The sequence below is a fragment of the Anaeromyxobacter diazotrophicus genome (assembly GCF_013340205.1).
GTDB classification, from domain to species: domain Bacteria; phylum Myxococcota; class Myxococcia; order Myxococcales; family Anaeromyxobacteraceae; genus Anaeromyxobacter_A; species Anaeromyxobacter_A diazotrophicus.
On sequence record NZ_BJTG01000004.1, the window covers coordinates 84,913 to 110,126 of the forward strand.

General features: G+C 75.5%; 16 protein-coding genes. 9 read left to right on the forward strand and 7 right to left on the reverse strand.

The genetic code is table 11. From position 1 onward, the window contains the following. Nucleotides 1-2 precede the first annotated feature (2 nt). Nucleotides 3-1,703, reverse strand: a complete 1,701-nt coding sequence (locus HWY08_RS09035; protein WP_176064551.1) for a hypothetical protein — start codon at nt 1,701-1,703, stop codon at nt 3-5. A 204-nt stretch (nt 1,704-1,907) separates the two neighbouring features. Here HWY08_RS09035 and HWY08_RS09040 point away from each other — a divergent pair, with 204 nt between their 5' ends. The 4 genes from HWY08_RS09040 to HWY08_RS09055 all read left to right on the forward strand — a co-directional run bounded on the left by HWY08_RS09040 (nt 1,908) and on the right by HWY08_RS09055 (nt 8,303). Beyond that, nucleotides 1,908-5,327: a CxxxxCH/CxxCH domain c-type cytochrome gene (locus HWY08_RS09040; RefSeq protein WP_176064552.1), complete on the forward strand. Its 3,420-nt coding sequence runs from the start codon at nt 1,908-1,910 to the stop codon at nt 5,325-5,327. Nucleotides 5,328-5,471: 144 nt separating this feature from the next. After that, on the forward strand, nt 5,472-6,569 hold the full coding sequence (locus tag HWY08_RS09045; protein ID WP_176064553.1) for a Re/Si-specific NAD(P)(+) transhydrogenase subunit alpha: 1,098 nt from the start codon (nt 5,472-5,474) through the stop codon (nt 6,567-6,569). Between the two features lie 31 nt (nt 6,570-6,600). Further along, on the forward strand, nt 6,601-6,912 hold the full coding sequence (locus tag HWY08_RS09050) for an NAD(P) transhydrogenase subunit alpha part 2 (protein WP_176064554.1): 312 nt from the start codon (nt 6,601-6,603) through the stop codon (nt 6,910-6,912). Next, the gene (locus tag HWY08_RS09055; RefSeq protein ID WP_176064555.1) at nt 6,909-8,303 is read left to right on the forward strand and encodes an NAD(P)(+) transhydrogenase (Re/Si-specific) subunit beta; all 1,395 of its coding nucleotides are present in this window, start codon (nt 6,909-6,911) and stop codon (nt 8,301-8,303) included. Before HWY08_RS09050 ends, HWY08_RS09055 begins: the two co-directional genes overlap by 4 nt. A gap of 12 nt (nt 8,304-8,315) precedes the next feature. Here HWY08_RS09055 and HWY08_RS09060 read toward each other — a convergent pair whose 3' ends face one another. Next, nucleotides 8,316-10,037 carry a CxxxxCH/CxxCH domain c-type cytochrome gene (locus HWY08_RS09060; RefSeq protein ID WP_176064556.1) on the reverse strand — a complete coding sequence of 574 codons (1,722 nt, stop codon included), beginning with the start codon at nt 10,035-10,037 and terminating at the stop codon, nt 8,316-8,318. 307 nt (nt 10,038-10,344) lie between these two features. Between HWY08_RS09060 and HWY08_RS09065 the strand changes: the two genes are divergently transcribed. After that, nucleotides 10,345-11,670 (forward strand): APC family permease, encoded by a 1,326-nt coding sequence (locus tag HWY08_RS09065; RefSeq protein ID WP_176064557.1) that lies wholly within the window; start codon nt 10,345-10,347, stop codon nt 11,668-11,670. A gap of 15 nt (nt 11,671-11,685) precedes the next feature. On the opposite strand, the gene HWY08_RS09070 is transcribed toward HWY08_RS09065, so the two are convergent. Continuing rightward, nucleotides 11,686-12,225: a hypothetical protein gene (locus HWY08_RS09070; RefSeq protein ID WP_176064558.1), complete on the reverse strand. Its 540-nt coding sequence runs from the start codon at nt 12,223-12,225 to the stop codon at nt 11,686-11,688. Between the two features lie 213 nt (nt 12,226-12,438). Between HWY08_RS09070 and HWY08_RS09075 the strand changes: the two genes are divergently transcribed. After that, nucleotides 12,439-18,894 carry a CxxxxCH/CxxCH domain c-type cytochrome gene (locus HWY08_RS09075; protein WP_176064559.1) on the forward strand — a complete coding sequence of 2,152 codons (6,456 nt, stop codon included), beginning with the start codon at nt 12,439-12,441 and terminating at the stop codon, nt 18,892-18,894. A 24-nt stretch (nt 18,895-18,918) separates the two neighbouring features. Here the strand turns inward: HWY08_RS09075 and HWY08_RS09080 are convergent, their stop codons facing one another. After that, nucleotides 18,919-19,251, reverse strand: coding sequence for a hypothetical protein (locus HWY08_RS09080; RefSeq protein WP_176064560.1), 333 nt, complete (start codon nt 19,249-19,251; stop codon nt 18,919-18,921). An 81-nt stretch (nt 19,252-19,332) separates the two neighbouring features. On the opposite strand from HWY08_RS09080, the gene HWY08_RS09085 reads away from it, so the two are divergent. Further along, a complete protein-coding gene (locus tag HWY08_RS09085; protein WP_176064561.1) occupies nt 19,333-19,617 on the forward strand; it encodes a hypothetical protein in 285 nt (94 codons plus the stop codon). 355 nt (nt 19,618-19,972) lie between these two features. Then, nucleotides 19,973-20,605, forward strand: coding sequence for a hypothetical protein (locus tag HWY08_RS09090; protein WP_176064562.1), 633 nt, complete (start codon nt 19,973-19,975; stop codon nt 20,603-20,605). A gap of 6 nt (nt 20,606-20,611) precedes the next feature. Here the strand turns inward: HWY08_RS09090 and HWY08_RS09095 are convergent, their stop codons facing one another. Further along, nucleotides 20,612-21,025 carry a hypothetical protein gene (locus tag HWY08_RS09095; protein WP_176064563.1) on the reverse strand — a complete coding sequence of 138 codons (414 nt, stop codon included), beginning with the start codon at nt 21,023-21,025 and terminating at the stop codon, nt 20,612-20,614. Between the two features lie 122 nt (nt 21,026-21,147). Here HWY08_RS09095 and HWY08_RS09100 point away from each other — a divergent pair, with 122 nt between their 5' ends. Further along, a complete protein-coding gene (locus tag HWY08_RS09100) occupies nt 21,148-22,947 on the forward strand; it encodes a hypothetical protein (RefSeq protein WP_176064564.1) in 1,800 nt (599 codons plus the stop codon). A 22-nt stretch (nt 22,948-22,969) separates the two neighbouring features. On the opposite strand, the gene HWY08_RS09105 is transcribed toward HWY08_RS09100, so the two are convergent. Beyond that, a complete protein-coding gene (locus tag HWY08_RS09105) occupies nt 22,970-23,866 on the reverse strand; it encodes an NHL repeat-containing protein (protein ID WP_235969541.1) in 897 nt (298 codons plus the stop codon). Then, nucleotides 23,866-25,203: a cytochrome c3 family protein gene (locus tag HWY08_RS09110; RefSeq protein WP_176064565.1), complete on the reverse strand. Its 1,338-nt coding sequence runs from the start codon at nt 25,201-25,203 to the stop codon at nt 23,866-23,868. Before HWY08_RS09110 ends, HWY08_RS09105 begins: the two co-directional genes overlap by 1 nt. Between the last annotated feature and the right edge of the window lie 11 nt (nt 25,204-25,214).

Sequence of the window (25,214 nt, forward strand, 5' to 3'; positions counted from 1 at the left end):
GATCACTTGCAGACGCCGGCCACGCAGGTGAGGCCCGCTCCGCAGGTCGTCCCGTCGGGCTGGCCCGAGCAGGAGATGCACGCACCCGCCGAGCAGAAGAGTCCGGTTCCGCAGACGGTGCCGTCGGCGACCGGCGTGGCGCCGGGGGTGCACACGGGGTTGCCCGAAAGGTCGCAGGTATAGGACGCGACGTGGCAAAGGTCCGCGGGGGCGGTGCAGGTCCCGCCCGGCGCGCAGGTGCAGGCGCCGGCGGTGCACGCCATGGCCGTGCCGCAGCTCGTCCCGTCGGGCTGGCTCGCGCCGGTGTCGGTGCAGGTCGAGGCGCCGGTGGAGCAGGAGGTCGTGCCGACGTGACAGAGGTTCGTCGCCGGGGCGCAAGCCAGGTTGGCGCTGCACGCGACGCAGCTCCCCGCCGAGCACACGAGGTTCGTCCCGCAGCTCGTCCCGTCCGGCTGGTTGCCGGAGGCGACGCACACCGAGGTGCCGGTGGAGCACGAGGTGGTGCCGGTGAGGCAAGGGTCCGCGGGGGCGCAGGTGACGTTCGCCGCGCAGGCGTTGCAGGCCCCGGCGAGGCAGACCTGCCCGGTGCCGCAGGCGGTCCCGTCGGCCAGGCTGGTCCCGGAGTCGGCGCAGACCGGCGCGCCGGTCGAGCACGAGATGGCGCCGGTGTGGCAGGCGTTGGCCGGCGTGCAGGCAGTGCCGGCGAGACAGCTCTGGAAGTTCCAGCTCGCGAGCAGCGTGCCCCGGGCGCCGCAGTCCACGAGCATGGTGCCCTGCACCAGCGTGCCGCTGAAGATCGGGGTGCCGCTGTAGGTGCGGGTGCAGCCGAGGGTGCTCCCGCCGCTCTCGCCGCTGGTGTCGAAGGCGAAGAGCTGCGTGGCGCTCGAGCCCGCGCCGCCGCTGCTGGTGCAGGTCAGGTTCCAGTGGCCGCTCACGCCCCACTCGAACTTGGTCGGGTTCGGGTTGGGGAGGAGGTCCGCGATGTTGGTGAGGAGCGGAAGGGTGGGCGCGTCGGGCGTGCAGGTGAGGCCCGGGACCGACACCGAGGTGAGCGTCAGGGTGCCCGACTGCAGGTAGTAGGCGCCGACCGGGTCCTCTCCGGCGAAGTTGAGGGTGGACTGACCGGAGACGGCGTACGTCCCGTCCACCGTGGACTGGACCGAGAAGTTGCCGACCAGGTCGCGCGCCGTCGAGCCGGTGGCGACCGCCCAGTCGCCGAAGCCGGTGGCGGCGACGGTGAGCGTGCCGGCGGTCGCGTCGCGGGTGACGTTGCCGGGGCGGATCCAGTAGCCCTGGCTCTCCTGCGTCTCGAGCACGAGGTCGGCGAGGGCGTGGGCGGTGAGGTCGGGCTTGAAGACGAGCGTGAGGGGGCTTGCGAAGGTGGTGCCGGCCGGTCCCAGGCGGTAAGCGGTGCCGACGCCGCCCGGGGCGGTGTTGGTGATGGCGTCCACGGTGACGTTGACCGGCCCGGTGAGCGCGCCTGCGGGGACGGTGAGGGTGAGCACTCCGTCGGTGGACGCGACCGTCCCGCCCGTCGCGTCGATGACGAGCGAGCGGCGGTGTCCAGTGGGCTGGCCGACCGCGGAGGGCGTCGGGCGACCCTGGCCGCCCGGCGCGGACTTCGTGCCGCAGCCGGCGGCGGCCAGGAGGAGACCCAGGGACAGGCCGACGGCCCATCCGGCGCGCTCTCGGTGAGGGGGCATGTGCGGCGAGGCTAGCATCGCGGACCGGGCGGGCGCACGCGTGCGTCAGACGACCGCACTCTCGTGCCCAGGGTAAATGACCCGGGTCAAACGGCGTGTCCCCCATTCGTGAAAAACTGCGGGCACACCAACTGGAGCTTTACGTCTCAGGACCGGACGGGGTCGATCCCCGGCTGGTCCGCGACGTCACCTGGGAGCACCCCGATGTCGCCTCGCTGCGCCTCGTCACTCGCGGTGCTCGCCGCCGCGGCCCTGGCCTGCGGGGCCCGGCCGGTGCGTTCCGGCTCGTCGGCGAGCGCCGCGCTCGCCACGTGCACGCAGTGCCACGGAGATCCCGCCCACGAGAACGCCGCGCCTCCCCGCGCCGTCAACGGCGCGACCGACACGGCCGACCCGGCGGTGGGGGCCCACCAGAGCCACCTCGTCGCCGGGCACTTCCGCGGCCCGGTGGCCTGCCAGGAGTGCCACGCCGTGCCCGCCTCGGTGACCGAGCCGGGCCACCTGGGCGGCGGCGTGGCCGTGGTGCGCTTCGACGCGCCCGGATCGAGCGGCCTCGCGCGCGCCCGCGGGGTGGCGCCGTCCGTCGCCTTCGGCCCCGCCGACGCGGCCGACGCGCGGAGCCGGCCCGACGCCACCTGCACCGTCTACTGCCACGGCGTCACCCTCGATGGCGGTACGCGCACCCAGCCGAGCTGGGCCGGGCGCTACCAGGCCGGGAGCAGCACCCTCGACTGCTCGAGCTGCCACGGGTTCCCGCCCGGCGGGCGCCATCCCCAGGGGTTCGTCCGGACGCCGGACGCTCCGGCGGCCGCGTGCGCGCGCTGCCACTCGCGCACGGTGACCGCCGGGGGGGAGATCGATCTGGCAGGCGGCAAGCACCTGAACGGCGTGGTGGACTTCGGGGGCGGCGAGGCCTGCTCCGCCTGCCACGGGGACGGGACGCGCGTCGCGGTCGCGGGCGCCGACCCGCTGGTCCGGGCCGCGCCGCCCGGGACGGTGACCGGCGCTGCGGCCGGCGCGCACCTCGCCCACGTGAACGGGGAGGGGACGCCGCTCCGGCCGCCGCTCGCCTGCGCCGAGTGCCACGCGCGGAGCGCCGCCGAGGTCCAGGGCGAGCACCCGGACGAGAAGGTCGACGTGGACTTCGGGCCGCTGGCCGCCGGGCTGGGCGCGGCGCCGGCCTGGGACGCCGCCTCCGGCTCCTGCGCCGCCACCTACTGCCACGGGGCGACGCTCTCCGGCGGGAAGCACCCGGTCCCGCTCTGGAACGGCGGCAGCGCCGAGGCCGCCTGCGGCAACTGCCACGGCGTGCCGCCGCCGGCGCCTCACCCGCCGAACAGCTCCTGCGGCACCTGCCACCCCGGCTACACCTCGTCGTCGGTGAACGCCGCCCTCCACGTCGACGGCAAGCTCGACGTGGCCGGGCTGACGTGCAGCTCCTGCCACGGGTCGGCGCTGAATCCCGCGCCGCCGGCCGGGACGCGCGGCGAGACGCTCACCACCGATCGCGCGGTGGGCGCGCACCAGGCGCACCTCTCCGGCGGCGGGGTGGCGCGCCCGGTCCTCTGCGAGGAGTGCCACGTCGTGCCATCCTCGCCCCTGCACGCCGACGGCGCGGCGAAGGTCACCTTCGGCGGCGTGGCCCTCACCGGCGGCGCGAAGCCCGCCTGGGATGGGACGAGCTGCACCGCGAGCTACTGCCACGGCCAGTTCACCGGCGGGAACGCCCTGAACGCCCCGGCCTGGACCGGGGGGAGCGGGCAGGCGGCGTGCGGCAGCTGCCACACCATCCCTCCGCCGTCGCCGCACCCGCAGAACAGCGCCTGCGGCGGCTGCCACACCGGCTACACCTCGTCGTCGGTCGTCGCCGCCACGCACGTCGACGGCAAGAACGACGTGGGCTCCATGACGTGCAGCTCGTGCCACGGCTCGGCGCAGAACCCCGCGCCGCCCTTCGGGACGCGCGGCGAGACGGCCACCACCGCGCTCGCGGTCGGGGCGCACCAGGCCCACCTCGCGGGCGGCACGGTGGGGAAGGCGGTCGCCTGCTCCGAGTGCCACGTGGTGCCGAGCTCGCTCACGCACGCGGACGGCACCGTCCAACTCACCTTCGGCGCGCTCGCCACCCAGGGCGGCGCCCAGGCGAGCTTCGCCGTCGCGACCGCCACCTGCAGCAACGTGTACTGCCACGGTCAGTTCACCGGCGGGAACACCGCCAACGCGCCGGTCTGGACGACGGTGGACGGCTCGCAGGTGGCGTGCGGGAGCTGCCACACGCTGCCGCCCCCGCCGCCGCACCCCGTGAACACGAGCTGCGGCAACTGCCACCCGGGCTACGGGCCGGCGAGCGTGAACGTCGCGACCCACGTGGACGGCCACCTCGACCTGCTCCCGATGACCTGCACCTCGTGCCACGGCGACGCGAGCCGCGTCCCGCTCGCCGGCGCCGACGCGAACGTCAAGGCCGCGCCGCCGGCCGACTCGCACGGCAACCTGACGGCCTCCGCCCGCGGGGTCGGCGCCCACGCCGCGCACGTGAACCAGGCCACCTTCCGCTCGGCGCCGCTCGCCTGCTCCGACTGCCACTCCAACGCCGTGCCGCCGCCCGGCGACACGGCGCACGTGAACGGCACCGTCGCGTTCGCGTTCGGCCCGCTGGCGAAGAACGCCACCTGGGGCGGCGTCACGCCGGCGCCGACCTGGGACGGGACGAGCTGCGCCAGCACCTACTGCCACGGCGCCTTCAAGAACGGCGCGAACGCGACCATGACCTGGGCGCAGGACGTGACGCTCGGCTGCACCTCGTGCCACGGCGCGCCGCCCGGCGGCGGCCACCCGGCCAGCACCGCCTGCGGGAGCTGCCACGGGGCGGGCTACAGCGCGACCACCGTCAACCCGGCGACGCACCTCGACGGCAAGCTCGACGTGAACGCGATGACCTGCACCTCGTGCCACGGCGACCCGACGCGCGTGCCCGTCGCGGGCGCGGACCCGACGAACGCGAAGGCGGGGCCGCCGGTGGACACCTCCGGCCAGACCTCGTCGACCGCGGTCGGCGGCCACCTGGCGCACTTCAACCGGGCGGTACTGACGTCGCCGCTCTGGTGCTCGGAGTGCCACACGGTGCCGACCTCGACCACCCATGCCACCGGGACGGTCGCGATGGCGTGGGGCGCCCGCGCGACGGCGGGCAGCGGGGCGAGCTATGGGGCTGGGAATGGGACCGTCACGCCGGGCGGTGCGGCGGCCCCGGTCTGGAATGGCGGGGCTGCCTCCTGCTCGGCGACGTACTGCCACGGGAACTACGCGGGGACCTTTACCTACAGCAATTGGGATTGGTCGCTCGACCAGCCGGGTGCGCCCATCGTCGTGAGCTACGCCGGGAAGGGCAGCGCGCCGGCATGGTCGGATGGGGCCATGGCCTGCGACTCGTGCCACGCCAACCCGCCGCGCACGGGGAGCTGGCACGGCGCCCATCAGGGCGGCAGCGCGTGCCAGGTCTGCCACCCCGACGCGATCGGGACCGACGCAGGCGTCGGCACGGGAATCACCAATCCGGCCCAGCACGTCAACGGTCAGATCGAGATCAAGGGTTTCGGATCGACCTGCATCGGCTGCCATTGAGAGTGGCTCCGCGTCACCCCGCCGCGCGGCATGGTGCCCCGCCGGGGTACCCGGCTCCTCCTCGGAGTCCCGCGCGCACTTCTTCCGTGTTAACTGCCCTCGACCTCTCCTCCGCCTTCGAGCGCGAGGAGGTAGGGGGTGCGGATGCGGATCGGAGTCCCACGCGAGACCGCCGCCGGCGAGCGCCGGGTGGCGCTCGTCCCGGAGACGGTGGCGCGGCTCACGAAGGGTGGCCACGAGGTGGTGGTCGAGCGCGGCGCCGGCCAGGCCGCGGGCTTTCCGGACGCGCCGTACGCGGCGGCCGGGGCGCGCCTCGGCGACGCGGCGGAGGCGCTGGGCGCCGAGCTGGTGCTCAAGGTGCAGCGCCCGTCGCTCGAGGAGGCGGGCCGGCTGCGCGAGGGCGCGCTGCTCGTGTCCTTCCTCGCGCCGGCCTCGAGCGCCGGGGCCCTCGCGGCGCTCGCCGCGCGCAAGGTGACCGCCCTCGCCATGGAGCTCGTGCCGCGCATCACGCGGGCCCAGGCGATGGACGCGCTCAGCTCGCAGGCGAACCTGGCCGGCTACAAGGCGGTCGTCATCGGCGCGGAGGCGCTGAACCGCATCCTGCCCATGATGACCACCGCCGCCGGCACGCTCGCGCCGGCGCGCTGCTTCGTGCTCGGGGCGGGCGTGGCGGGGCTGCAGGCCATCGCCACCGCGCGGCGGCTCGGCGCCGTGGTCTCCGCCTTCGACGTGCGGCCGGTGGTGAAGGAGCAGGTGCAGTCGCTCGGGGCCACCTTCGTCGAGGTGGCGGTCCAGGCGGAGGGGCAGGGCGGCTACGCGAAGGAGCTCGCCGAGGACCAGCAGCGACGCGTGACCGAGGCGGTGGCGAAGCACCTCGTCTCCCAGGACCTCGTCGTCACCACCGCCCAGATCCCCGGCCGGCCGGCGCCGCGGCTCATCTCGGCCGAGATGGTGCGCGCGATGAAGCCGGGCGCGGTCATCGTGGACCTCGCCGCCGAGAGCGGCGGGAACTGCGAGCTGACGCGGGCCGGCGAGGCGGTGGACGTCGGTGGGGTGCTCGTGCTCGGGCCGGTGAACGTGCCCTCCACGCTCGCCTTCCACGCCAGCCAGACCTACAGCAGGAACCTCCAGGCGCTGCTCGGGCACCTCCTCGACAAGGAGGGGAAGCCGAAGCTCGACCTCCAGGACGAGATCACGGGGGCGATGGTGGTGACGCACGCCGGGGAGATCCGGAAGAAGTGAGCGCGCGGCGCGCCGCCTCCAGGGAGAAGCGATGCACGGAACGTCACTGATCGAGCTCTACGTCTTCGTCCTGGCCGGCTTCGTCGGGTTCCAGGTCATCACCAAGGTCCCGGCGCTGCTGCACACGCCGCTCATGAGCGCCACCAACGCCATCAGCGCCATCTCGCTCGTCGGCTCGCTGGTGGCGGCCGGCTCGGACCAGAACCGAGTCGCCACCTGGCTCGGCTTCGTCGCGGTGACCGCCGCCACCATCAACGTGGTGGGCGGGTTCCTCATCACCGACCGCATGCTGAAGATGTTCCGCCACGCGGAGAAGCCGAAGGCGAAGGAGGTGAAGGCGTGAGCGCCTCCTACCTCTTCACGCAGGCGAGCTACCTCGCCGCGTCGGTCCTCTTCATCCTCGGCCTGCGCAGCCTCACCAAGCCTGACAGCGCCCGGCGCGGCATGCAGCAGGCGGCGCTGGGGATGGCGCTCGCCATCGTCGGCACGCTCACCAAGCACGAGATCGTCGACTACAGGTACATCGTCGCCGGCCTCGCCCTGGGCAGCGCCATCGGGTACCCGCTCGGCATGTTCGTGCCGATGACGGCCATGCCGCAGCGGATCGCCATCTCGCACATGTTCGGCGCGCTGGCGGCCACGCTGGTCGGCATCGCCGAGTTCTACACGCTGGGCAACGGCGCCCAGGTGCCGCACGCCACCATGGCGGCGCTTGGCTTCGAGGTGCTGTTCGGCTCGCTCACCATCACCGGCAGCTTCATGGCCTTCGGGAAGCTGCAGGAGTTCCTGCCCGGCGTCCCGGTCACCTTCAAGGGCCAGAACGCGGTGAACGGCCTCGTCTTCCTGGGGACGGTGGGCCTCTTCGCCTGGCTCGTCTTCCAGCCGTTCACGCCCTGGGCCTTCTACCTCATGGTGGGGCTGGGGCTGGTGGTGGGCGTGTCGCTGGTGCTCCCCATCGGCGGCGCCGACATGCCGGTGGTGATCTCGCTGCTCAACAGCTACGCCGGCCTCGCCTCCGCCGCCACCGGCTTCGCCATCGGGAACGAGGTGCTCATCATCGCCGGTGCCCTCGACGGCGCCTCCGGCTTCATCCTGTCGATGGTGATGTCGAAGGCGATGAACCGCTCCTTCGGCAACATCCTCTTCGGCGCCTTCGGCAAGCCGCCCGAGAAGAGCGCCAAGACCGCCGCCGGGCTCACCGTGAAGCCCATCTCGCCCGAGGACGCCGCCATCCAGCTCGGCTACGCCCGCTCGGTGATCGTGGTCCCCGGCTACGGGATGGCGGTGGCGCAGGCGCAGCACGCGGTGCGCGAGCTGGCCGACCTCATCGAGAAGAACGGCGGCGAGGTGAAGTACGCCATCCACCCGGTGGCGGGCCGCATGCCCGGCCACATGAACGTCCTCCTCGCCGAGGCGAACATCCCCTACGACAAGCTGAAGGAGATGGACGAGATCAACGGCGAGTTCCCGCAGGCCGACGTGGCGCTCGTCATCGGCGCGAACGACGTGGTGAACCCGGCGGCCCGGAACGACAAGGCGAGCCCGATCTACGGGATGCCCATCCTCAACGTGGACCAGGCGAAGAGCGTCATCGTCCTCAAGCGGTCGATGAACCCCGGCTTCGCCGGCATCGAGAACGAGCTGTTCTACTCGGACCGGACCTCGATGCTGTTCGGGGACGCGAAGTCGTCCTTGGAGAAGCTGGTGGCCGAGGTGAAGGCGAACGCGGCGTGAGCGGCGGCGCCGTCACATGGGGTGGCAGGCGTTGCAGGTCGGGCCGCCGTCCGTGATCCACTGGTAGGGGCGTCCCCACACCGGCTGCTCCACGAGGTGGCACGCCACGTTCGAGCAGGTCTTGGTGGCGGGGTCGTAGCTGCTCGCCGCCAGGCTGAACGATGCCGTCCCCCCGTCCCAGGTGACGTCCGGCGGCCAGGGCATGTACGTGCCGGCGTTCGTCTCCCAGTAGGGCCGGGACGGCCGGCCTGGCGCGGGAGGCAGCCAGTCGAGGGCGGTCAGCGACAGGCGCGGGTCGAAGGCGACGTCGCGCCGCCCGTTCACGTGCCGCAGCGGCAGCACCTTCCCCGCGCCCGCGGGCGCCCCGCCCGCTTGACCGGTGTGGCAGGTGGTGCACTGGAGCTCCGCGTACCAGGAGGTGGTGAGGCGCGAAGGATCCCCGCCGGGGAGCTGGTAGGCGCCGGTGGTGTCGAGCCAGTAGAACCCCGACGGCCCGGCGCTGGACGGATCCGTCGTGTCGAAGTGGCAGGTCTGGCAGGTGATGGGCGCCGCGTCCTCTCCCGCCCAGGCGCCGCCGTGCTTGGGGCCGTGGAAGGGCCCGGGTAGGCCGAGGAAGTGGCCATACTCCCAGCCGTCGTCCGCCAGCGCGAGGTGGCTGTTGGCGTCGGCGGCGCCCGCGCCGCCGGTCGCATAGCGCGGCGGGTTGGCGTGGCACCCGTCGCACCCCGGCTTCGCGCCCGAGGTCCAGCCGGGGGTGGCCACGTAGACGGGCGTCTCCTGCCCGCCGGAGTGGCAGTAGACGCCGCTGCAGGTGCCGGTGGCGGGGTCGTACGCGGCCGAGGCCGAGGCGCGCGCCTTCGGAGAGCCCGCCGGCGCGGCGGCCTCGTAGAGCGTCACCTCGACCGTGCCGTCGAAGTGCCGGGCGCGATCGATCGGGTGGCAGTTTCCGCAGCCGAAGGAATAGACCGGCGGCGCTTCGGCCGGCGACGCGGCGGGGAAGAGGTCCTGCAGGATCCAGACGCTGCCGTAACCCGCCGCCGGGCGCGGCGCGCCGAGGCCGTCGTGCGCCAGGTGCGCCCCGGTGGCCGGTGGGAATCCGTGGCAGGCGGTGCAGTCGGCGCCGACACCCCCCGCGTCCACGTCCACGACACCGTCCAGGTGATGTCCGCCGGCGAGGTCGATGGTGCCGTCCGGCAGGACGGTGGACGGGTGGCAGCCGCGGCAGGCGGTCATGGGGAGGTGGGGCGCCGGGGGAGGGTAGCCGTGGCAGACGGAGCAGGCCACGGCGAGCGGCCGCGTCGGGGCGTTGTCGACGTAGACCCAGGATGGCGCGGGTGGAGGGGACCGCATCTTCGCGCCGTGGCAGTAAACGCCGGAGCAGGTGCGCGCCGCCGCGTCCCACTGCGGCGACGCTCCGCCGGCGCCGGCCAGCGCGCCGAACCGCACCGTGGCAGGGGGCTCGCCAGGCGCGCAGTCGCTGGCGCGGGCGTGGCACTCGGCGCAAGCGAGCGCCGGGTGAGCCACGGAGTCGCGGTCGTGGTCGACGTGAGCCGCGACGGCGGGGTTCGCGGGGTCGCACGCCGGCGCACCGGTGGCTCGCGCCGGCGCGGTCCGGCGGGCACCCGTGGCGGGCGCCAAGGACGCCTCCCAGCTCGGCGCGACGGAGCAGGCGAGCAGCGTGGACGCGAGCGCGAGCGTGAACGGCGAGGCGCTGCAGACGAGCCGTGAGCGCACGGTTTCCCTCCGGGCGGCGCGACGATGGAAAGTCGAGGCGACGCATCATGCACTGACAGTGCATGGCTGGGGCCGCGACCTCTCGCCGCGGCCTGAGCGCCTAGGCGAGAGGAGGCACGCAGCGGCGGCGCGCGACAACGCGACGGACACCAGCCGCCACGCGACGGCGGACTGCTCGGGCTGGGCCCTGCTCGGGGTGCCTGCTAGGGTGCTTCGGGCCTGCGGGCGGTACGCGTGCGTGCCACGGCGCGTGGGAGCGGGTCGTCGAGAAAGGGTGCCCTTGCTGCGTCCACCCCCGCGAAACCGGATGTCCACGCTGGGCCTCGCGGCGGCCACCTTCTTCATCGTCTCCGGCGGGCCCTACGGGCTCGAGGAGATCGTGCTCGGCTACGGCTACCCGGGCGCGCTGGCGCTCCTGGCCGTCGTGCCGCTGGTGTGGAGCCTGCCGGTGGCGCTGCTCGTCGGCGAACTCGCCGCCGCGCTGCCCGCCACCGGCGGCTACTACGCCTGGGTCCGGCGGGCGCTGGGGCCGTTCTGGGGGCTGCAGGAGGCGTGGCTGTCGATGGCGGTCGGCATCGTCGACATCGCCATCTACCCGACGCTGCTCGTCACCTACCTCGGCCGCCTCTGGCCTGCGCTCGGCGGCGACCAGCCCGGCGCGCCCGGCTGGTGGCTCGGCGTCGCGATGATCGCGCTCTGCACGGCCTGGAACGCGGCGGGCATCCGCTCGATCGGGCGCGGCTCGGCCGTGTTCGGGGCGGCCTTGTTCGCGCCGTTCGCGCTGCTCGTGGCGCTCGCGGCCTGGCGCGCTGGCACCGCGGGGCTCGGGCCCGCGCGCGCCGCCTTCGCGGCGCCGGCCGCCGCGGGGGAGGGCGGCCTCGCGGCGGGGCTCATGCTCGCCATGTGGAACCTCATGGGCTTCGACAACGCCTCCACCTTCGCCGGCGAGGTGCGGCGGCCCGAGCGCTCCTACCCGCGGGCGATGGCGACGGCGACCGCGGCCATCGCGATCTCGTACCTCGTCACGGTGGCCGCGGCCGCCGTCTCGGGGCTCACGCCGCCTGCGTGGTCGGCCGGGAGCTGGGTGGAGATCGGCGCCGGGCTGGGTGGACCGGCGCTCGCGCTGGCGATCGCGCTGGGCGGCGCCATCTCCGCGGCCGGCATGTACAACGCGCTCCTGCTCTCGTGGTCGCGCCTGCCGGTCGCGCTGGCGGAGGACGGCTGGCTCCCGGGGCGCCTGGCGGAGCGGAGCGCGCGGACCGGCGCGCCCCTCGCCGCCGTGCTCCTCGGCGGCGCGCTCTCCGCGGCGTGCGTCGGGCTCGGGATGCGGCGCCTGGTCGAGATCGACGTCCTGCTCTACGGGGCGGCCCTGCTCCTGGAGCTCGTGGCGCTGGTGGCGCTGCGCGTGCGCGAGCCGGAGCTGCCGCGGCCGTTCAAGATCCCGGGCGGCCTGCCCGGGGTGGTCGCGCTCTCGGTGTGCCCGGCAGCCCTGCTCGCGCTGGCGGCGTGGCAGGGGCGGCGCGAGCCGGGGGCGTTCGGGCTGTCGTCGCTGGCGCTCGGCGCGGTGGTCGCAGCCGTCGGGCCGGCGTGGTGGCTCGCGGCGCGCGTTCGCCGCCGCGGCCCACGGAGCTGACGGCGCCTCCCGGCGCTACTCCCCCTCGCGCGCTGCCGGCGGCTCCGGCTGACCTTCGGGCGCAGGACCGCCCGAAGCGGTCCCCAGCGCGTCGAGGTCGATCTTCCCGGCCCCCACGTACTCGTCGAGGACCCGCTGGCTCGCGTGGGCGCGCTCCTCGGGGGACGGCGGCGGCTGCTGGGACTCCGGCACGTCGCGCCGGTCCCCGCGGGCCAGGACGGGCAACCCGGGCAGGGCGCAGCTCGCGAGATCCTCGTAGCGGTCGGCGGTCACCACGCACTCGTACTGGGAGCCGTTCGCGCGGCGGCAGGCGCGCAGCGTCGCATCCTCGAGGTCGGCCGCGACCTCGCCCGCCTCCGCGCGCGCCTCGGCGTGCTCCGCGGCCGCCGGGGCGCGGTCGCCTCCCTCGCGGGTGACGGTGGCATCGAGCGCGGCCTGGTGCTGGAGCAGCGCGCGGTAGTGCGACGTGAACCGGGTGCAGTCCTTCGCGGGTGGGCCCGGGTCGGGGCTCGTCGCCCCGACGAGCGCCGCGGCGAGGAGGTAGAGCGCGGTCATGCGGAAACGGTACGGACCGCTCGCGAGGTCCGCACCGCCGCGCGCACCCCGGTCCCCGCCGGGCGCGCCCCTCCCGCGACCCGCGGGATCAAGGAAAGCCCGTGTGGGCATTGAGTTGAATTGTCGCACCCTCGGTGAGAGGGCGCCCGCTTGGCGGCCTGGGACCTACCTTGCCTCCAACGTGCGTTGAGTGTGCGGCAGGAGGGGGACGCGATGGCTCGATCGACGGTGGGTGCGGTCGCGGCGGCGGCGGCGCTGGCCGTGCTGGCCGCCGGGTGCGGGAACAGCCGGTCGCCTCGCAAGTCCGGCTCGCCCAACGCCACCGAGACCTGCATCCGCTGCCACGGCGGCGGCGACAACCAGACCGGCGCGCCGCCGGTGAGCGTCGCCGGCCGGCACGAGACGACGTTCCCGGGCGTGGGCGCCCACACCGCGCACGTCACCGCGGGCGCGCTCGCCGGCGCCTACGACTGCGCGCAGTGCCACCCGGACCCGCGGTCGGGCTCCCAGGTCCACCGCGACGGCAAGGTCGAGCTCGCCTTCGGCGCGCTCGCCACCGCGAGCGGGAAGCTCGCGCCCGCGCTCGACCCGACCACCCATCGCTGCAGCAACGTCTACTGCCACGGGGCCACGCTCGGCGGCGGCACCGGCACCTCGCCCGACTGGACCCAGGTCGGCCAGGGCGAGGCGGCCTGCGGGACCTGCCACGGCGTCCCGCCGCCCGCGCCGCACCCCGCGGTTCCGGAGGGCGTCGCCGGGTGCCAGGCCTGCCACGCCACCACCGTGGACGCGTCCGGCGCGATCCTCTCGCCGGACGCGGGGGGGCAGCACGTGAACGGGCAGGTGGACTTCGGCCACCCGGCGGCGTTCACGGATCCGGCGAGCAGCGGGTTCCACGCGCTCAGCGCCGACCGCGGCCTCGCCACCTGCCAGGCGTGCCACGGGGCGGCGCTCGACGGCGGGATCGCCGCCGTCGCCTGCGCGAGCTGCCACGGCGCGAGCTGGCGGACGAGCTGCACCATGTGCCACGGCGGCGGCGACAACGCCACCGGCGCGCCGCCCAAGGCGCTCTGGGGCTACGCCGGCGATCCGCGGCGGGGCGGCGGCGCAGCCGACCTCCTGCGGGTCGGCGCGCACACCGCCCACCTGGCGGGCAGCGCGGCGGCCCCGCCGTTCGACTGCGGCGTCTGCCACGTGAAGCCGGCCGACGCGCTCTCGCCCGGGCACGTGGACGCGGTCGCCGCGGGCGCGACCCCGCGCGCCACCGTCGCCTTCGTGGGCATCGCCGCCCAGGGCACGGTGCCGGTCTGGGACCGGGCGACCGGGACCTGCAGCGGGACCTACTGCCACGGCGGCACGCTCGCCGGAGGCACCCGCACCTCGCCCGCCTGGGCCGGCGTCTCCGGCCAGGCGGAGTGCGGCACCTGTCACGGCCTGCCGCCGCCGGCGCCGCACCCGACCGTGCGCGCCAGCGGCACGGTGGCGTGCAACGGCTGCCACGCGCTGACCGTCGACGCCTCGGGCCAGCTCATCCCGCCCGCCGCCGGCGGCAAGCACCTCGACGGCCAGGTCGAGGCGACGAGCCCGCACGAGGCGTCCTGGATGGATCGCGCGAGCTCCAACTTCCACGCCTTCACGGCCGACCGCGACGTCGCCTCGTGCACCGCCTGCCACGGGACGGGCCTCGAGGGCGGCGTCGGCCCGCCCTGCGCCGACTGCCACCGCGCCGGCGGCAGCGCGCCCGACTTCGCCGGCTGCACCGGCTGTCACGGCGGCGTCGACAGCGCCACCGGGGCGCCGCCCCGCGCCATCTGGGGCAGCGACGCCGACCCGGCGCGCGGCGGCGGGTCTCCCGCCGAGCGCGCCACCCGCGTCGGCGCGCACACCGTCCACGTGGCGGGCAGCGCCCTCGCGCCCGCCTTCGACTGCGGCGCCTGCCACCTGACGCCCTCCGGCATCCTCTCGACGGGCCACCTGGACGGCCCGACCGCCACCCTCGCGTTCGGCGCGCTCGCCACGACCGGCGGCGCGAAGCCGGGCTGGGACCGCGCGGGCGCGCGCTGCGCCGGCACCTACTGCCACGGCGCGACGCTCTCCGGCGGCACGAACACCTCGCCCACCTGGAGCCGCCTCGACGGCACGCAGGCCGCCTGCGGCACCTGCCACGGCCTGCCGCCGCTCGCGCCGCACCCGGCGGTCGCGGGCGGCGCGCCCGCCTGCCACGGCTGTCACGCGCAGACGGTGGACGCGGCCGGCGCCGTCATCCCGCCGTCCGCCGGGGGCAAGCACCTCGACGGCCTGCCCGAGGGCGGGCACCCGGGGAGCTGGATGGACCAGGCGAGCCCCGACTTCCACGCCTTCCACGCCAACGCCGGCCTCGCCACCTGCCAGGGCTGCCACGGCGCCCGGCTCGATGGCGGCCTCGCCGGCGTCGCCTGCGCCACCTGCCACGGCGCGAGCTGGGCGACCACCTGCACCATGTGCCACGGCGGGCGGGACAACACGACCGGCGCGCCGCCCGACTCGATCTGGGGCACCGGCGTCCCGAACCGCGGCGGCGGCACGCTCGACCCGATCCGCGTCGGCGCGCACACCATCCACGTCACCGGCGGCGCCGTCGCGCCTCCCTTCGACTGCGGCGTCTGCCACCTGAAGCCGGCCGACGCCTTCGCGGCCGGCCACCTCGACGGCCCGACCGCCACCGTCACCTTCGGCGGCCTGGCGGTGCAGGGGGTGGGGCAGGGCGTGAGCTGGGATCGCGGCAGCGCCACCTGCTCCAGCACCTACTGCCACGGCGCCTTCCCGGGCGGGAACGCCTCGAACGCGCCGGTGTGGACCGGCGGGGCGGCGCAGGGGGCGTGCGGCACCTGCCACGGCCTGCCTCCCGCGGCGCCGCACCCGGCGATCACCGGCGGCCTCACCTCCTGCAACCCGTGCCACCCGGCCACCATCGACGCGAAGGGGGTCCTCGTGCCGCCGGCGAGCGGCGGCAAGCACCTCGACGGCTTCGTCGAGTTCACGGGTGGTCACGACGCCTCGTGGATGGACCAGGGGAGCAGCGGGTTCCACGCCTTCAGTGCCGACCGCGGCCTCTCCTCCTGCCAGTTCTGCCACGGCGCGAACCTCGACGGCATCGGCGGCTCGACCAGCGTCGGCTGCCGCGACTGCCACGGCGCCACCTGGCGCACGAGCTGCACGATGTGCCACGGCGGCACGGACAACCTGACCGGCGCGCCGCCCAGGGCGACCTGGGGCCAGGCCGCCGACCTCGTCCGCGTCGGCGCGCACACGCCGCACGTCACCGGCGGCGCCCTCGCGCCCCCCTTCGACTGCGGGGTCTGCCACGTGAAGCCGGCCGACGCGCTCTCGCCCGGCCACATCGACGGCGCCACCGCGGCCGTCGTCTTCAGCGGCCTCGCCGCGCAGGGCACAGCGCCGGCGTGGGCGCGCTCGCCGGGGACCTGCGCCAGCACCTACTGCCACGGCGGGACGCTCACGGGCGGCTCGGTGCCCGCGCCGGTGTGGACGGCCGGCCCGAGCCAGGCCGCGTGCGGCGCCTGCCACGGGGTGCCCCCGCCGCCGCCGCACCCGGCGGTGAGCGGCGGCACGCCCGGCTGCAACCCCTGCCACGGCGCCACGGTCGACGCGGCCGGCGCCGTGATCGCCCCGGCGGCGGGCGGGAAGCACCTCGACGGCCTGGTGCAGGCGACCGGCCACGGCGCCGACTGGATGATCACCTCGAGCCCGGGCTTCCACGCCTTCAGCGCGGACCGCGGCCTCGCCGATTGCCAGGCCTGCCACGGCGCCGCGCTCGACGGCGGCCTCGCGGGCGTCGCCTGCGCGAGCTGCCACGGCGCCGCCTGGCAGACGACCTGCACCATGTGCCACGGCGGCGCGGACAACGCGACCGGCGCGCCTCCCAAGGCGATCTGGGGCTACGCGGCCGACGCGGTCCGGACCGGCGCGCACACCGCGCACGTCACCGGCAGCGAGCTCGCCCCGCCGTTCGACTGCGCGCTCTGCCACGTGAAGCCGGCCGCCGCGCTCGACGCCGGCCACATCGACGCCGTCGCGGCGGGCGGCACGCCGCTCGCGACCGTGGCGTTCTCCGGCCTGGCCGCGCTGGGCACCGCCCCGAGCTGGACCCGCGCCGGCGCCACCTGCACCACCTACTGCCACGGCGCGACGCTCCAGGGCGGCTCGGTCCCGGCCCCCGTCTGGACCAGCGTCGGCACCGGCCAGGCGGCGTGCGGCGCCTGCCACGGGATCCCGCCGCCCTCGCCGCACCCGGCGGTCACCGGCGGCACGTCGGCGTGCAACCCCTGCCACGGCGCCACCGTGGACGCGGCCGGCCACGTCATCCCGCCCTCCGCGGGCGGCAAGCACCTCGACGGCGCCGTCCAGGCCACCGGCCACGGCGCCGACTGGATGAACGCGGCCAGCCCCGGCTTCCACGCCGTGAGCGCGAACGCGGGCCTCGCCGCGTGCACGTCCTGCCACGGCGCGGCGCTCGAGGGCGGCACGGTGAACGTCGCCTGCGCCAGCTGCCACAAGGCGGGCGGGACGGCGGCCGACTTCGCCACCTGCACCGCCTGCCACGGCGGGGCCGACAACGCGACCGGCGCGCCGCCCAAGGCCACCTGGGGCCACGCCGGCGATCCGGGGCGCGGCGGCGGCGCGCTCGACGCCGTCCGCGTCGGCGCCCACACCGTCCACCTCGCCGGCAGCGCGATCGCGCCCGCGTTCGGCTGCGACGCGTGCCACGTGAAGCCGGCGACGCTCCTCGCCGCCGGCCACGTCGACCAGCCCACCGCCACCGTGACCTTCGGCGCCCTCGCCGTCGCCCAGGGCGCGGTGCCCGTCTGGACGCGCTCCTCCGCGACCTGCGCCAGCACCTACTGCCACGGCGGCTTCCACAACGGCGCCACCGGCAACGCGCCGGTCTGGACCGGCGGCCCGGCGCAGGCGGCCTGCGGCACCTGCCACGGCACCCCGCCGCCCTCGCCGCACCCGGCCGTCTCGGGCGGCCTGCCCGCCTGCCGGACCTGCCACCCGGACACGATCGACGCCACCGGCGCCATCATCGCGCCCTCCGCTGGCGGCAAGCACCTCGACGGCGTCCTCCAGGTGACCGGCCACGGGGTCGACTGGATGAACCAGGCGAGCACCGGCTTCCACGCCTACTCCGCGAACCAGGGGCTCGCGAGCTGCCAGGGTTGCCACGGCGCCGCGCTCGACGGCGGCAGCGTGGGCGTCGCCTGCGCCCAGTGCCACGGCGCGGCGTGGAGGACGAGCTGCACCATGTGCCACGGCGGCGCGGCCAACGCGACCGGCGCCCCGCCCGGCGCGACCTGGGGCCACGGCGATCCGGCCCGCGGCGGCGGCACGCCCGATCCGATCCGCGTGGGGGCGCACACGACCCACGTCGCGAAGAGCCCGATCGCGCCGACGTTCGACTGCGCGGTCTGCCACGTCACGCCCTCGGACGCGCTCGCGGCCGGCCACGTCGACCAGCCCACCGCCACCGTGACCTTCGCCGGCCTCGCGGCGGCGCAGGGAGCGGTCACGAGCTGGACCCGCGCCGGCAGCACGTGCAGCACCTACTGCCACGGCGCCACGCTCGCCGGCGGCACGAACCCCAAGCCCGACTGGACGAAGGTGGGCCAGGGCCAGGCGGCCTGCGGCACCTGCCACGGCCTCCCGCCGCCCGCGCCGCACCCGAGCGTCGGATCGGCGCTGACCGGCTGCAACCCGTGCCACGGCCAGACGGTGGACGCGGCGGGCGCGATCATCGATCCCGCGGCCGGCGGGAAGCACCTCGACGGCCAGGTGGAGGCGACCGGCGGCCACGACGCCGCCTGGATGGACCCGGCGAGCGCGACGTTCCACGCCTTCAGCGCCGACAAGGGGCTCTCGGCCTGCCAGCCTTGCCACGGGCCGAACCTCGACGGCGCCGGCGGCTCGACCAGCGTCAGCTGCTACGGCTGCCACCGCCCGGGCGGCGCGGGGCGCGACTTCGCCTCCTGCACCGGCTGCCACGGCGGCGCCGACAACGCGACCGGCGCGCCGCCCGGCGCGACCTGGGGCCACGGCGATCCGGCGCGCGGCGGCGGGACGCCCGACCCGGTCCGCGTCGGCGCCCACACCGCGCACGTCGGCGGCGGGAACCTCGCGGCGGCCTTCGACTGCGCGGTCTGCCACGTGAAGCCGGCGAGCCTGCTGTCGGCGGGCCACGTCGACCAGCCCACCGCCACCGTGACCTTCGGCGGCCTGGCCACGCTGGGCACGACGCCCGCCTGGACGCGCTCCGGCGCGACCTGCGCCAGCACGTACTGCCACGGCGGGTACCAGGGGACGTACTCCTACATCCAGTGGGACTTCTCGCTCGACCAGGGGGTCACCGTCACGGTGCCCTACGCTGGCAAGAACGCGACGCCCACCTGGACGGCCGGCCCGATGGCCTGCGACTCCTGCCACGGCAACCCGCCGCGCACCGGGTACTGGCACAGCGGGAATCACGGCGGCGGCAACCAGTGCGAGCTCTGCCACACCGACGCGGCCGGCACCGCGGCGGGGGTGGGGACGGCGATCACCGACCTCGCGCAGCACGTGAACGGGATCGTGGACGTGAGCCCGCGGTGGGGCTCGAGCTGCTTCGGGTGCCACTAGCGCGCCGGGGCGGCGCCCGCGGGGTCACTCGCAGGGCGCCGCGCCGGGGCTGCGCTTGCCCTCCCGGAGCCGCTGGGCTTCGGCGTCGCACTTCTCCGCGGGCGCGCAGGCCTGGCACGCGTCCATGAACTTCTTCTCGGACTCCTTGAGGAGGTTCACGTACTCGGGGTCTGCCGCCTTGGTCCCGGCCTCGCAGCGGCCGGGGGGCGCGCAGAGGTCGAGCGCCGTCCGGAAGGCGCGCTTGGCGCGGAGCACGGCGGCTCCCGAGGAGGCGGTGGGAGCGGGGCGAGCAGGGGCGCCGCCGCGCGGGGGCGCCGTGGCGACGAGCGCGAGCAGGAGCACCGTCGTCGAGGTCATCGCGAGGTATCCTCCAGTTGCAGGGCGGAGATTGAATAGTACAACGATCCGGCCTGTCCCTCGACCACCGTGGAGGCCCCCGTGACCTGGAAGCTCCCTGCCGTCCTGGCCCTCGCACTGGGATCCGCCTCGACCGCGTGTACGCGCGCCCAGGCCTTCGAGAGCTTCACCCTGGAGGATTCGGACAAGCTCATCGCCGAGGCGCCCGGGTGCAACGCCGAGTGTCAGGCCGCCGGCCCGCACCGGCGGATCTGCACCCTGAAGGACGACGCTTGCCGCGCCATCTGCCAGACGGTCCCAGAGTGCAAGCTGGAGGGCACGACGCGCCTGCTCCAGGTCTGCGCGGTCGTGCGCTCCAACCGCTGAAGCCCCCGCGCTCGCCGAGCGGTTCCGCCCGGGCTGGCCCGGCGCGCGGGCCCCGAGGCTGTTCGCTTGTGGTGCCCGCCCTCGCTGTCCACGTTTCGCGGGGCGGTGTCATATGGGACGGGTGCGGGGAGGCGGGCGGGCGGGCGGGCCAGCGCCTGAGGCTTCGGAGCCTCGGGTAGCGCCCGAGGCGGGGAGGGCCTTCGCGCCGATATCGCCTGTGGAAGCGGCGGCTTGCGGTTCGCGCGGGGGGTCGCGGGAGCCGCATCCCGCGTTCGCGGGGCAGGCCGATATGGCCCACCATCCGGGCGCTTGCGACCCGGGACCGGTGGCGCGCCGCTCGCTCAGGCGAGCGGCCATGAGAAGCCCTACGAGGCTCGCCGTCCTCCTCCTCGCCGCTGCGGGACCATCGGTGTCGCTGGCGCAGGCGGCGCGCACGACCTCGAACTCGCTGTCACTGGCGGGGACGCAGGACCGGAGGGCGCTCACCCAGTACCAGGCGGACCTCGCGCGGCTCATCGCCGAGGAGGACGCGCGGTCCCGGGGTGCGGCGCCGAAGGCCGCCCCCGAGGCCACGCCCGCGGCGACGGGCGTGGCTGGGTGCAAGCTGTTCGACGCCGACGCCTACCGGAGCACCGCCCAGGACTGTACCGCCTGCCACGCGCTCCACTCGACCCATCCGGTGGACTTCGATTATGCGGCCGGGACGGCGAGGTCGCGGGGAGAGCTCCGCAGCGCCGCCGAGGTGGTGCGGCGAGGCGTCTTCCTTCCCGACGGGCAGGTCCGCTGCGTCTCCTGCCACGACGCGCGCTCGCGCTGGGCGCACCGGCTCGCGATCCCCCCCGGCGCCGGAGTCCGCCCCTCCGTCAACGTCGCCGACCCATCCACGTACGAGCGGCGGGTCGCGAGCACGGACGGCCGCGGTCTGTCGGACGGTACCTCGGTCAGCCCGACCCCGCTCTGCAAGGTCTGCCACACGCTCGGCGACTGACGGTCCCTAGTCGAACAGGTGGCAGGCGACGCAGAGCCGCTGCTCGACCGGTCCACCTGTCGGCGCCGCCAGGTGGCTCGGCAGCGCCGAGCGCGCGTCGTGGCAGGTCATGCAGGTGATGCGCCCGCCGGGCAGGACGACGTTCACCTTCCGCTCCTCCGGCTTCGGGCGAAGTCCGGCCGGGTAGGGGGCGTAGGCGATCTCGACCCGGTGACCGCCGTGCTCGAAGCTCCCGCCCAGGGCGCCGTCGTGGCAGCCGGTGCAGACGCTCGAGGCGGTGGTCCGCTCCGCTCCGAGCTCGAGCGCGCATACCGCCGGACCGGAGGCCTGGCCCGGCGGCGGCGCGGCAGGCTCGGCGGCCGCGGCCAGCACCAGCGGCGCGCACAGCGCGGCCATCGTGAACCAGCCGGATCGAGCCACGAGATCCCCCCCGCGCGATCTGATAGCACGCCCCCGGAGCCGCGTCTTCACCCGGAGCGTGGGTCCCCGCGGGCCGGACGGGCGGCCGGCACCTCGATGGGGCATGGGCTATCATCGCGCCCATGGACCGCCTCGCCGACGTCCCCCGCCGCTGGCAGGCGGCCGCGCTCGCCGCCCTGACGTGGGTGGCGCACCTGCCGGCGCTCCGCGGCGGGTTCGTCTTCGACGACCACGCGCTCGTCGAGCAGGGGGCGGTCGTGCGCGGCGCCCTGTGGCGGATCTGGAGCGGCGCCGGGGTGAAGGACTACTGGCCGCTCACCTGGACGGCGCTGTGGGCCGAGTGGCGGCTGTGGGGCGCGGACCCGGCTGGCTACCACGCGGTGGACCTCGCGCTGCACGCGCTGACCGCGCTGCTGCTGTGGCGCGTGCTGCGGGAGCTGCGCGTCCCGGGGGCCTGGCTCGGGGCGCTGCTCTTCGCGGTGCACCCGGTGACGGTCGACTCGGCCGCCTGGATCTCGGAGACCAAGAACACGCTCTCGGCGCTGCCGTTCCTGGCGGCGGTGCTGGCCTGGATCCGGTGGGTGGACGGCGGCCGGAGGCGCCACGCGGCGGCCGCGTTCCTCTTCTACGGGCTGGCGCTGCTGGCGAAGGCGTCGGTCCTCACGCTCCCGGCCGTCCTCCTCGGGGTGGGCTGGCTCCGCCGCGGCCGGCTGGCGCGGCGCGACCTCGCCGCGCTCGCCCCGCTGGCGGCGCTCGCGGCGCTGTTCGCCGGCATCACCGTGTGGTTCCAGCACCAGCACGCGCTCGGGGGCCACCTGGCCGCGGCCGGGCTGGGGGAGCGCCTGGGCGGCGCGGGCTGGGCGCTCGCCGGGTACCTCACGACGGAGCTCCTCCCCTGGACCGCGGCGGTGATCTACGCGCCCTGGCCCGTGCCGCCGGCTGATCCGCGGTACTTTGCGCCGCTCGCCGCGCTCGCCGCCCTGGCGGCCGCGCTGTGGGCCCTCCGCGCCCGCCCGTGGGCGAGGGCGCTCGCGCTCGCGCTCGGCTACACCGCGGTGGTGCTGCTGCCGGTCCTCGGCCTGGTGGAGATGGCGTACGCCCGGCTCGCCCCGATCTCGAACCACCTCCAGTACCTGGGGGTGATCGGCCCGGCGGCGCTGGGCGGGTGCGCCGTCGCCGCCCTCCGCCGCCACGCGCCGCGCGCCGGCCTGGCGGCTGCCGTTGCGCTGACCGGGATCCTGGCGGCGCTGACTTTCGAACGCGCGACCGCGTACCGGGACGACCTCGCCCTGTGGAGCCGGGCGGTCAGCGACGCTCCGGAGAGCCCGGTCGCGCACGCCCAGCTGGCGGCGCAGCTCCTCGATCTGGGGCGGGTCGAGGAGGCGCGGCGGGAGACCGAGCAGGAGGCGCGGCTCACGCGCGAACCGGACCGCCGCGCGCGCGCCCGGGCCTACGCGGCGCTGCTCGGCGACGCGCCGGACCAGGCCGCCGCCGCCGCCCGGGAGGCGGTGCGGCTGTCCTCGGACCCGGACGTGTGGCGCGACGCCGGGGTGATCCTCTCCCGGACCGGGTTCCCGGCGGAGGGCGAGGCTGCGCTCGCGGCGGCCGTCGAGGCCATGCCGGACGCGACGGACTACCGGTACCAGTACGGCGCGCTCCTGGCGCGGCAGCGGAAGCTAGGGCGGGCGGAGGAGGTCCTGCGGGAGGGGTGCCGGCGCAACCCGGGGCACCCGGGCCTCGAGGAGGCGCTCGCGTTCGTGCTCGTGGCGGAGGGCCGCCCGGGCGAGGCGCTGCCACACGTGGCGGCGGCGCTCGACGTGGCGCCGAGCGATCCCCGCGCCGCCGCCCGGATCGCGGAGCTGGCCCGCGACGCGGGGCAGCCGTCCGCCGCGGCAGGGGAGGCGGCGCCGGCCGGCCGCTGAAAGGCGGGCGCCGGCGGGCCGTCTACTGGACCAGGGAGAACTCCTGGACGCGGTTGTTGTAGCGGTCCGCCACGAACGCCGCGGACTGCGTGAAGCAGAGCTGGCTCGGGTAGTACACGAACCCCTCGTTCCACCCGATGCTGAGCTGCCGGCCCTGGAAGCTGCCGTCGATCCCGAGCACCACGATGCCGTTCCCGTGCGCGTCGACCAGGAAGAGCTTCCCCTGCCTCGCGGTGAGGTAGACGGGGAAGTTCATCCGGTCCTTCATGCCCTTCGTGAGGGCGTGGAAGGCGCTGGAGCCCTTCTCGGCGGCCCAGACCGCGGCGCCCACCGCGTCGAGCGCGTAGAGGGTGCCCGCGGCGTCCACGGCGACGTCGGTGAACTGCCCGCCGGCGGGCAGCTCGAGCTGGCGTCCGCCTCCGTTCGCCTCGAGCACGAGGACGCGCCGGCCGGCGACGTCGAGGAGGTAGAGGTTGTCCGACGCGTCGACCTTGAAGCTCCCCACCACCACCGAGGAGGCGTTGGCCACGCCCCGCGGCTCGACCAGACCGCCGAAGGCGCCCTTGTCGTCGAGGCGGGCGATGCGGTGCGTCTTGCCGTCGAGGACCAGGATGCCGCCGTGGCTGTCGAGCTGGACGCGGGTGGGGTAGGAGACCTGCACCAGCTTGAGCTCCGCGCCGGCGCCGAGCCGCCCGTTCTTGAACGGGTAGCTGAGCAGCCGACCGTTGCCGGTGTCGGCGACGACCACCTTCTCCTCGGAGCACGCGACGCCCTCCGGCGTCTTGAGCGGCGCCTCCTTGGCGTCCTGGTACAGAGCCTGCTCGAAGAGGAACGCGACGGGCTCGGCCGACGCCGCCGCGGGCACGAGGAGCAGGCCCGCGAGGAGCGCCGCCATCTTCCTGGGCGTGGGCACGGTCATCACCTCTTCAGGTTCTCGTGGCACTTCGTGCACAGGTCGTTGGTCGTGGCGTACGGCATCATGTGCTTGTACTCGGTGCCGTGGCTGCGGTGGCAGCTCAGGCACTGCACCGTCAGGTTCTTGTTGCGCGGGTCCTTGAACTTCTCGCCCATCGGGTGCGAGCTGTGCTTGAGCCAGTCGTGGCAGGTGCCGCACAGCTCGACCACGTCCGACTTCACGAACAGGAGCGGCACGTCCGCGCCGTGCGGGTCGTGGCAGGCGGTGCACTGCCCCTCGTTCACCGGCTGGTGCTTGGTGGGCGAGAGCTGCTGCCGCTTGATCGAGTCCTCGTGGCAGGCGCCGCAGACGCTCGTCATGCTGGCCTTGAGCAGGCCCTTCGCGGGCGACGCGTGCGGCCCGTGGCAGGCGAGGCAGTTCCCGTCCACCACCGGCCGGTGGACCTGGCCCTTGGTGGCGATCGCGTTCATCTTCTGCGCGTGGCAGCCGCGGCAGAGGTTCGCGCCCTGTGCCCGGGTCCGCAGCGCGTTGGCCGAGCCCGCCGGCTCGTGGCACTGCGCGCACATGCCCTTGGCGACCGGCGGGTGGACGCGGTTGTAGAGCATGCCGCGGCTGTCCGAGCCGTGCGGGTCGTGGCAGCTCGTGCAGCGCGCCTTGCCCACCGGGTAGTTGAGGTGCTTCTGCGCGATGATCGGCTTGTCGATCTTGTGGCACTGCAGGCAGAGGCCCGGCACGTCCGCCCGGAGGAGCGAGGGGCCCTTGTCCGAGCCGTGCGGGTCGTGGCAGGCGGTGCAGCCGCCCTGCTCGATGGGCCGGTGCTTGAACTTCGCCTTGGCGGCGGCCTCGGCCACCGGCTTGTGGCAGCCCGCGCACAGGTCGGCGGCGGGCTTCACCAGGTTGTTCTTGTTGGCCGCGGCGTGCGGGTCGTGGCAGGCGACGCAGCCCTTCTCGGCGATGGGCTTGTGCGTGCTCTTGGGCGCCTTGGGCACCACACCGGCGTGGCAGCGGAAGCAGGCGCCGTTGCCCTGGTTGGCGAGCAGCTTGCCGTGCTCCGAGGAGTGCGGGTTGTGGCAGCCCGTGCACTGGCGCGAGCGCACCGGCGTGTGGACGAAGGGGCGCTTCAGCACGTCCTCGAATGCGCCGACGTGGCAGTCGAGGCAGAGCCGCCCCTCCGCGCCCGCCTTGAGCTTGAAGACGGCGGGGGCCTGGGCGGAGGAGACCGGCTGCGTGGTGGCGGCCGCCGCCGCCTTGCCCTGGGACTTCGGGGCGGCGCGGGCCGCGCCCGCGGCGCCGGCGGAGACGGCCAGCGCGACGACGAGGGAGAGGTGTCTCGCGGTCATGAGCTCGTCCT